This is a genomic window from Enterobacter sp. SECR19-1250 (assembly GCF_013391025.1).
Classification (GTDB): Bacteria; Pseudomonadota; Gammaproteobacteria; order Enterobacterales; family Enterobacteriaceae; genus Enterobacter; species Enterobacter cloacae.
The window spans coordinates 1-8,418 of the sequence record NZ_JACASJ010000153.1 but is presented as its reverse complement, the minus strand read 5'-3'; the positions used below and the strand labels follow the sequence as shown (position 1 = coordinate 8,418).

Here is an 8,418-nt window from a genome sequence, read left to right as displayed (position 1 = left end):
ACCAGTAGATCACACTTCATCGTGCTTTTCATTTTTCTGGGGAACCCTCAGCCCTTTGGGAGAGGGCCGGGGTGAGGGAATCAGACGACTCAGTGCTTAAGCACCCACGCCTCTTTCCAGTGTGAACCGGTGCCCGGCTCAAACTGGGTCGCATACTTGCTCCACTGCACGCAGTAGCCGCTGTACGGGAAAGGCTTACACTGGTAGGTCTTACCGTCTTTTGGCTGCAGCACCACGGTGCCTGCTTTGTACGACGCGATGTTATCCGGGAAGATGTAATCATGCTGACCGGTGCTGTTGTCCGCCGCGGCTTCCTCTTCCAGCATCAGGTTCAGCACATCCTGCGCAAACAGCGTGCCGTCTTTATTGGTGGCGTAGTACTTCAGCATGTGGTGACCCGCCTCAACGCCGGTCAGCGTCAGGGTGACGTCCTGATTCACGTTATTCATCTCCTGCTTCAGGTACCCTTTTTCCGCCCCGTGATGGTTCATGACGTGGGCTTCGAAATCGACGTTACCGTGGGTATTCACATGGAAGGTGACGGTCGCATTGCCGTTCTCGATTTTGCTGTAGTGCAAATTGCTGACGGCGATGGTTTCATTGACCTCTGCCTTCTGCTCTTCGTACGAAATCGCAACGGACTGCAGGGCGCTGCCCTCTTTGACGAATACGCTGTTCGCGCCATGGACCGGGCTAATCTCGCCGCCCTCATCCTTCACGCCGACGCGAATGTCCTGGTGCGCGGTATTAATTTTCTGCGCCAGATCGTACGACCACTGGTTAGCATCCCCCTGCGCGGCCGTGGCGATCGTTATTTCTGTGCGCAGGGAGGTTACTTCACCGTGCGCATCGAAGAAGCGGGCAATGACCTTATCGCCGACGTTCAGGTTATTTCCTGCAATCTGGCCGCTGAGGACCTTGCTCCACTCTGATTCGATGCTGGCACCGTCATCCGGGGTAACATTGCCGCCGTTACCAAAATCAACGTCAATGGCCTGGTAGAAACTGTTCGAAGTATCCGCTATTTCCCAGACGCCATAAATCACCTGGTAACCCGTGCGAGCCGGTACATTACAGGTCATGGCTTTGCGCATCGCGGGGGCCTGGCCATTTCCATTCACGGTACAGAACGGGGTTAATTCAAACTGATCGCGGGTCAGGGGTTTATTCGGATCCCAGTTTTGTTTGGTGATGTAGTAACGCCAGTTGGTGGTTTTGTGCGGCGCGGTGTGATACCAGACAAACTCATGCGGGCCGGCGGTCATGGGGCTTTTCGTCCACGCGTTCAGGCTCTGTTTATCCAGCTGGGAGTAATTCGCAATCCCCGCGCTGGCAAGCTGGCCGTCTGGCGGCATCGCACCGCCCGGGAAGCCGGAGGTTTTCTCCACGCTCTGCGGTTCATACTGAACGGAGCCACAGTCAATGTTTTGACCGAGCTTGCACATATAAGCGCGGCTGGCAGGAGACTCAATATATCCGTGCGCTAAAGCGGATGAGGCAACGGTCAGGGTCGCCATCGCAAGGGCAATCTTTGATAATTTCATTGTTAGTCCATTAATAATAAATACGCAGGGTGATGTTATTAATGGCGGGTGGGGAAGGTCATGCTGTGGTGAGAGGAAAAATAACCAAAAAAAATGGACAGCCGAAGCCGCCCATTCTCTGCTGCTATCAATCAGCGACGTACGGCAATCGCTTCGATTTCAATTTTCACGTCTTTTGGCAGACGAGCCACTTCCACGCAGGAGCGCGCCGGGAAAGAGGCGTTATGCTCGGTGAAGAACGCTTCATAAGTAGCGTTAACGGTGGCGAAATCGTTCAGATCTTTCACGAAAACGGTGGTTTTCACGATGTCGCCCACTTTCAGGCCTGCGGATTCCACAATCGCCTGCACGTTTTCCAGCGACTGACGCGCCTGCGCCGCTACGTCGGCTGGCACTTCACCGGTCTTCGGGTTCACCGGGATCTGGCCAGAGGTAATAATCATGCTACCCAGATCAACGCCCTGAACGTATGGGCCGATAGCCGCTGGTGCATTTTCCGTCGCGAGTACTTTGGTCATGATTTCTCCAGAATAACAGCTGATTTAAGAGTCCCGGCCATTATAGGGAGGCCGGGATCCTTTACCAACCTCAATTAGTTGGCCAGCACCACATAATGAGAAAACTCTTTTTCGCAGTATTTGCATTTGAGTGCGATGTCATCGGCGCGTTTTTTCACTGCGAAGCTGGAGGAGACCGGCTCCGCGTGGCTGATGCAGTTACTGTTCGGGCAAACCAGCACGCTCTCAATCCGCTCCGGCAGGCTTGGGCGTGATTTGCCCACCACGTCGTAATTGTCGATGCGGTTAACGGTGGCGTCCGGCGCGTACAGCGACAGCTGGTTAACCTGCTCGTCGGTCAGGAAGGTATTCTCGATCTTGATCAGGTCCTTGCGGCCCATTTCGCCTGACGGCAGGTTCAGGCCGATGGTGATGCGCTGGTCGGTTTCGGTTAGTTTAAACAGCGTCAGCAGCTTAAAGCCGACCTGCGCAGGGATGTGGTCAATCACGGTGCCACGTTTGATGGCTTCAACCTGGAGTTTGTTATCGTGTGTCATTGTCGTTTCCCCTTACAGAGCCAATTCGCGATTCAGAACCAGTGCCAGTAACGCCTGGCGGGCGAAGATGCCGTTTCCGGCCTGCTGGAAGTACCAGGCGTGCGGCGTTTTATCCACGTCTGTGGTGATCTCATCGATGCGCGGCAGCGGGTGCAGCACCTTCATGTTGTCGCGCGCGCCCTCGAGGTCGCTGGCGCGCAGCACAAACTGCGCCTTCACGTTGGCGTACTCGGACGGATCCAGACGCTCTTTCTGCACGCGGGTCATATACAGAATATCCACGTTGCCCATCACCTCTTCGATGCTGGCGTGCAGGCTCCACGGAATGCCTTTTTCATCCAGCATGTCGAGAATGTACTGTGGCATCGCCAGCGCGTCCGGGGCGATGAAGAAGAAGCGGTTGCCGTTGAATTTCGCCAGCGCCTGGGTCAGGGAGTGAACCGTGCGGCCATATTTCAGGTCACCTACCATGGCGATGTTCAGGTTTTCCAGACGGCCCTGGGTCTCCTGAATGGTGAACAGATCCAGCAGGGTCTGCGTCGGATGCTGGTTGGCACCGTCACCGGCGTTCAGCACCGGAATACCGCCGGAGAACTCGGTCGCCAGACGGGCCGCGCCCTCCTGCGGGTGACGCATTACAATCGCGTCAACGTAGGTGCTAATCACTGAAATGGTATCCGCCAGGGTTTCGCCTTTTTTACCCAGCGACGTGTTACTGCTGTCTGAGAAGCCCACCACGCTCGCGCCCAGGCGGTGCATGGAGGTTTCAAAGGAGAGGCGGGTGCGGGTCGACGCTTCAAAGAAGCAGCTCGCAATCACCTTGTGCTTCAGCAGCTCCGGTTGCGGATTGGCCTTCAGTTTTGCCGCGGTTTCCAGAACCAGTTCCAGCTCTTCGCGGCTGAGGTCGTTTATGGAAATGATGTGTTTTTGATAAAGCGGATTCATGTTTATCTCCTGACGCCGGGCAAAAAAAAGCCCCTCAAATGAGGGGCTCTGGGAATAGGTTTAGCAACGGGAAGAAAAACGGCAGGCCAGCGTCTGATTTCAGACGCGGTAAGACGTTATGTCGAACACGCTTGACCATGCTTCCTCCCGGCAAATTGTCGGGCATTATACGCACCCCGATGTCCGGATCAAGCAATTTAATGCACACTTTACTCAATGCAAACGGTTCTTTGTGAATATTAATGCGTTCTGAGTAAATAATTAATTTGCTTATGCACCAGCGCGGTACGCTTCACCACCCGGGGGGCGACCCAGACAATACTGCTTCCGGCAACCACGCCTAAAATTTCCGGTAACTGGTGATAATCCAGAATGCGCGCCACCGCGCGGCCATATCCGGCCACGGTATGAATAAGGATAAATTCGCTATTATGCTCCACGCTGACCACCATTTCGGAAACGGTACGTGCGGCGTCGGGGGCAGGGCGCAGAAGAGGATTCAACGAATAAATCTTTAGCCCTTTGGCATTTCGAATTTTTATGACACCAAGCAACTTGAGCAGACGTGAAACGGTGGACTGGCTGATGGTCTCAAAACCACGCTCCTGCAAATCGCGGCGAATCTCTTCCTGGGAGAGATAGCTTTTTTCTGCGATCAGGCGCTGACAGACCGTCAGCTGTAGCTGTTCTTTTGGAGAGTAATCACCATATTCCGTCATAACTATTTCCCATGTAAGTGGCTGAAACAAAACGCCCGGTGGCGCTACGCTTACCGGGCCTACAACGTCAAAACATCACAATACTGCCCCCAGGCTTAACGCCACCATGATCACCACCGTGAGTATCCCCAGCAGCGGCGCCACCCATTTCAGGTAGCGCACATAGGGCACGCGGGCGATAGCCAGCCCGCCCATAACCACTGCGGAGGTGGGCGTCACCAGGTTAACGATACCGGAGGCTGACTGGTAAGCCGTGACTACCAGGTCGCGGTTGACGTTAGCGAAATCGGCAAGCGGTGCCATGATCGGCATCGTCAGAACGGCCAGGCCGGATGAAGAAGGCACAAGAAACGACAGCACCACTTCCAGCCAGTACATCTCGTTGATAAACGCCACCGTGGATAACCCGCTGACCAGCCCTTCCGCGCTGTGCAAAATGGTGTGGGTAATCATGCCCTTATCCATGATGACTACGATACCGCGGGCGATGCCGATAATCAGCGCGACGCCCAGCAAATCTCGTGCGCCGTTAATAAACGTTGAGGTCAGCTCCTCTTCGCTCATGCGGGCGATAAGCCCCACGATAATAGCGCTGGCGAGAAACACCGCCGAGATCTCCGCCATCCACCAGCCCAGCACCGCCACGCCGTAAATCATCACCGCGAAGGCGAGGGCGAAAATGACCAGGATGATTTTGCGTACCGGGGTAAATTCCAGCGTCTGTGCGCCCTTGTTACCGAGGAAATGGGCGCGGTTCTCTTCCTGTTTGTCTGCAACGATGGAGAGAGACGGGTCCTGGCGTACCTTACGGGCGTAACGCATTACCCACGCCAAGCAGATGATCCAGCCGATGACCAGCAGCGCCACGCGCAGGGCGATCCCGTTGGTGAAGGGGATCCCGGCGGCGTTGGCGGCGATCACCGTGGCGAAGGGGTTGATGGTAGAGCCGAGCGTGCCGATCCCCGCGCCGAGCAACACGGTGGAGGCCGCGACAACCGGATCAAAACGGGCGGCCAGCATTACCGGCACCAGCAGGGTGTAGAACGGCAGTGACTCTTCGGCCATGCCGTAGATGGTGCCGCCTGCGGCGAACAGCGCCATCAGGATCGGGATCATCCACTCTTCACGCCCGCGTAATCGCGTGGTGACGCGCTCGATCCCGGCGTCGATCGCCCCGGTTTTGGTGACGATCCCGAGAAATCCCCCGATGATCAGGATAAACAGCGCTACGTCGATCGCCCCGGCCTGGCCGGAACTCCGGATCGTACAGCCCGGCAATGGGAGCCATCAGTACGGAAACCAGCCCCTGCGGGTGGGCCGCCACGTGCGCGTAGGTCCCGGCAACCGGCACGTCCTTGCCGAGCGCCTCGTTCATTGCCATATGGTACTGTCCGGCCGGAATAATCCACGTCAGCACGGCCACGACGGCAATCAGAAAAAAGAGAATGGTGTAAGCGGAGGGAAACTTAAACTTGCCCATGATGTTCTCCTGAACCCCGGCGCACCCCGTGGTGCGCCGGGCGGTGATTAGTCGCCGAGTGTCGCCACCATGACGGCTTTTATGGTGTGCATACGGTTTTCTGCTTCGTCGAAGACAATAGAGTTTGGTGATTCAAAGACCTCTTCCGTCACCTCCAGCCCTTTCAGGCCGTAGGCCATCTCAATTTCGCGGCCCACTTTGGTGTGTTCGTTGTGGAACGCCGGCAGGCAGTGCATAAACTTGACGTTCGGGTTGCCGGTGGCCTTCATCACCTGCGCATTGATTTGATACGGCTTCATCAGGCTGACGCGCTCGGCCCAGGCTTCCTTCGGCTCGCCCATGGAGACCCACACGTCGGTGTAGAGGAAATCGGCCCCCTGCACGCCTTCTTCTACGTCGTCGGTAAGGGTGATGCGTGCGCCCGTTTCTTTGGCGATGGCGCGGCACTGCTCAACCAGCCCCGCTTCCGGCCAGAAGGACTTTGGTGCCACCAGGCGAATATCCATCCCCATCTTGGCCGCGCCGACCATCAGCGAGTTGCCCATGTTGTTGCGCGCGTCGCCCAGATAGGCAAAGCTCAGCTCCGGCAGGGTTTTGCCCGGCGAGTGCTCGAGCATGGTCATCAGATCGGCGAGGATTTGAGTGGGGTGGAACTCGTCAGTCAGGCCGTTCCATACCGGCACACCCGCGAACTCGCCCAGCTCTTCGACGATGGCCTGGCCGTAGCCGCGATACTCGATGCCGTCATACATGCGGCCCAGCACGCGGGCGGTGTCTTTCATCGACTCTTTATGGCCAATCTGCGAGCCGCTTGGGCCGAGGTAGGTCACCTGCGCGCCCTGGTCAAACGCGCCCACTTCAAAGGCGCAGCGGGTGCGGGTGGAGGTTTTTTCAAAAATCAGGGCGATGTTTTTCCCGACCAGGGTTTGCTTTTCACGTCCGGCTTTTTTGGCGGCCTTCAGTTCGATGGCGAGGTCGATCAGGTACTGGATCTCCGCCGGGGTATAGTCCAGCAGTTTGAGGAAGTTGCGGTTTTTCAGGTTGATGGTCATGTGGGAAATCCTTTTTAAAATTTAGCTGTCTGGTGCCCTCACCCCGGCCCTCTCCCACGGGGAGAGGGAGAGTCGGGTGAGGGGGAAGTTATTCAGTTACGAATCAACGTGCCTTTCTCGCCCGCGAGGATCTCCGCGCCGTCAGCCAGCGCGCCGATCCCGGCAATACCGTTGCAGGCCTCAACAAACTCGCGGCAGGCGGCTACTTTCGGCCCCATTGAACCGGCGTCGAACGCCATGCCCTTGAGCAGTTCCGGCGTCACCTGTGCCAGCGGACGCTGGGTTGGTTTGCCCCAGTCGAGGTACACCGCGTCGGCATCGGTGAGGATCAGCAGGGCATCCGCCTCAATCTGGCGCGCCAGCAGGGCGGCGGAGAGGTCTTTGTCGATCACCGCCTCAATGCCGTGATAGCCATTGGCGTTTTCCACCACCGGAACGCCGCCACCGCCGTTGCAGATCACCAGGTGGTCGCGCTGGATCAGCGCCGCGATGGCGTCGCTCTCAACGATGCGTTTCGGCTGCGGAGAGGGCACCACGCGGCGGAAGTAGCTGCCATCGGCCTTGAACACCCAGCCTTTCTCCGCCTGCAGCGTTTTTGCCTGGGCTTCGCTGTAGACCGGGCCGATGTACTTGGTCGGGTTGCTGAAGGCCGGGTCGGCGGCGTCCACCTCCACCTGGGTGAGCAGGACGCTCACCTCGCGCTGGGGCAGGCTGTTTTTCAGCGCCTGCTGGAGCATGTAGCCGATCATCCCCTGGCTTTCGGCGCCGAGAACGTCCAGCGGGTAGGGGGCGACTTTGTCGTAGGCGCTGTTCTGCAACGCCAGCAGCCCGACCTGCGGCCCGTTGCCGTGCACCAGCACCACGCGCCACTGCTCTGTCAGCCCGGTGATGGTACGGGCCGCGAGGTCGATGTTTTTACGCTGGATCTCGGCTTCTAGCGGTTCGCCGCGTTTGAGCAATGCGTTGCCGCCCAGGGCCACAACCAGAGTGGGCTTTCGTTCCATAGTGGCTCCTTAAATTCCGTCGCGTTCCAGTGGGCAGCTCATGCAGCGCGCGCCGCCGCGACCGCGTCCCAGCTCGTCGCCCGGGATAGGCAGCACGGTGATACCCGCTTTGTCGTATTTCTCGTTGGTCCAGACGTTGCGCTCGTAGCCGATCACCACGCCCGGGCGGATGGTGAGCACGTTGTTGGCGTCGTTCCACTGCTCGCGTTCAGCTTCAAAGGCGTCGCCGCCAGTGGTGATCAGGCGTACCTGATTAATGCCGAGCGCTTTCTCGATGGCGTGCAGCAGGTCGGTTTCCTGGGTGCGCAGCAGGCCGCCGCGTCCGTCCGGGGTGAGCGTCCAGCACTGGGCGTCTTTACGCACCACTTCCGGGTAGACGGAGAAGGTGTCCACGTCGATGTGGGTCATGACGGTGTCGAGGTGCATGCAGGAGCGGTGTTTTGGCAGCTCAACGGCAATCACACGCTCGGCCTGGCGATGTTTAAACAGGCTGTTAGCGAGGAACTCCACGCCCTGCGGGGTGGTGCGTTCAGACATGCCAATTAATACCGCGCCGCGGCCAATCACTAAGGAAGGTGCGAATAAGCAGGTCATTTCTTCCCAAGCTGACTCGCTGATTA

Annotated in this window: 9 protein-coding genes and 1 pseudogene; all 10 read right to left on the bottom strand. The window is 57.8% G+C overall.

What is annotated here, in order from left to right:
- Nucleotides 1-89: 89 nt before the first annotated feature.
- Nucleotides 90-1,544, bottom strand: coding sequence for an N-acetylglucosamine-binding protein GbpA (gene gbpA / locus HX884_RS24290; RefSeq protein WP_094085370.1), 1,455 nt, complete (start codon nt 1,542-1,544; stop codon nt 90-92).
- Between the two features lie 131 nt (nt 1,545-1,675).
- The gene (gene ridA / locus HX884_RS24285; protein WP_006810315.1) at nt 1,676-2,062 is read right to left on the bottom strand and encodes a 2-iminobutanoate/2-iminopropanoate deaminase; all 387 of its coding nucleotides are present in this window, start codon (nt 2,060-2,062) and stop codon (nt 1,676-1,678) included.
- 74 nt (nt 2,063-2,136) lie between these two features.
- Nucleotides 2,137-2,598 (bottom strand): aspartate carbamoyltransferase regulatory subunit, encoded by a 462-nt coding sequence (pyrI, locus tag HX884_RS24280; protein ID WP_013095364.1) that lies wholly within the window; start codon nt 2,596-2,598, stop codon nt 2,137-2,139.
- A gap of 12 nt (nt 2,599-2,610) precedes the next feature.
- A complete protein-coding gene (gene pyrB / locus HX884_RS24275) occupies nt 2,611-3,543 on the bottom strand; it encodes an aspartate carbamoyltransferase (RefSeq protein ID WP_014830458.1) in 933 nt (310 codons plus the stop codon).
- Nucleotides 3,544-3,577: 34 nt separating this feature from the next.
- Nucleotides 3,578-3,682, bottom strand: a complete 105-nt coding sequence (locus tag HX884_RS24270) for a pyrBI operon leader peptide (protein ID WP_022646880.1) — start codon at nt 3,680-3,682, stop codon at nt 3,578-3,580.
- 100 nt (nt 3,683-3,782) lie between these two features.
- Nucleotides 3,783-4,262 (bottom strand): arginine repressor, encoded by a 480-nt coding sequence (locus HX884_RS24265; protein ID WP_013095367.1) that lies wholly within the window; start codon nt 4,260-4,262, stop codon nt 3,783-3,785.
- Between the two features lie 75 nt (nt 4,263-4,337).
- Nucleotides 4,338-5,742, bottom strand: a pseudogene (locus tag HX884_RS24260) (YfcC family protein).
- Nucleotides 5,743-5,789: 47 nt separating this feature from the next.
- Complete coding sequence (gene argF, locus HX884_RS24255; RefSeq protein WP_178328919.1) at nt 5,790-6,794, bottom strand: ornithine carbamoyltransferase; 1,005 nt, start codon at nt 6,792-6,794, stop codon at nt 5,790-5,792.
- 92 nt (nt 6,795-6,886) lie between these two features.
- The gene (gene arcC / locus HX884_RS24250) at nt 6,887-7,798 is read right to left on the bottom strand and encodes a carbamate kinase (protein WP_058680797.1); all 912 of its coding nucleotides are present in this window, start codon (nt 7,796-7,798) and stop codon (nt 6,887-6,889) included.
- 9 nt (nt 7,799-7,807) lie between these two features.
- The coding region (locus HX884_RS24245) for an arginine deiminase family protein (RefSeq protein ID WP_256737192.1) at nt 7,808-8,418 on the bottom strand (611 nt) is incomplete at its 5' end.

Excerpts from the sequence above, each read along its gene's own strand:
- HX884_RS24270 (WP_022646880.1), bottom strand. The coding sequence starts at position 3,682 with ATGGTCAAGCGTGTTCGACATAACGTCTTACCGCGTCTGAAATCAGAC.
- argF (WP_178328919.1), bottom strand. The coding sequence starts at position 6,794 with ATGACCATCAACCTGAAAAACCGCAACTTCCTCAAACTGCTGGACTAT.
- HX884_RS24265 (WP_013095367.1), bottom strand. The coding sequence starts at position 4,262 with ATGACGGAATATGGTGATTACTCTCCAAAAGAACAGCTACAGCTGACG.
- arcC (WP_058680797.1), bottom strand. The coding sequence starts at position 7,798 with ATGGAACGAAAGCCCACTCTGGTTGTGGCCCTGGGCGGCAACGCATTG.
- pyrB (WP_014830458.1), bottom strand. The coding sequence starts at position 3,543 with ATGAATCCGCTTTATCAAAAACACATCATTTCCATAAACGACCTCAGC.
- pyrI (WP_013095364.1), bottom strand. The coding sequence starts at position 2,598 with ATGACACACGATAACAAACTCCAGGTTGAAGCCATCAAACGTGGCACC.
- gbpA (WP_094085370.1), bottom strand. The coding sequence starts at position 1,544 with ATGAAATTATCAAAGATTGCCCTTGCGATGGCGACCCTGACCGTTGCC.
- ridA (WP_006810315.1), bottom strand. The coding sequence starts at position 2,062 with ATGACCAAAGTACTCGCGACGGAAAATGCACCAGCGGCTATCGGCCCA.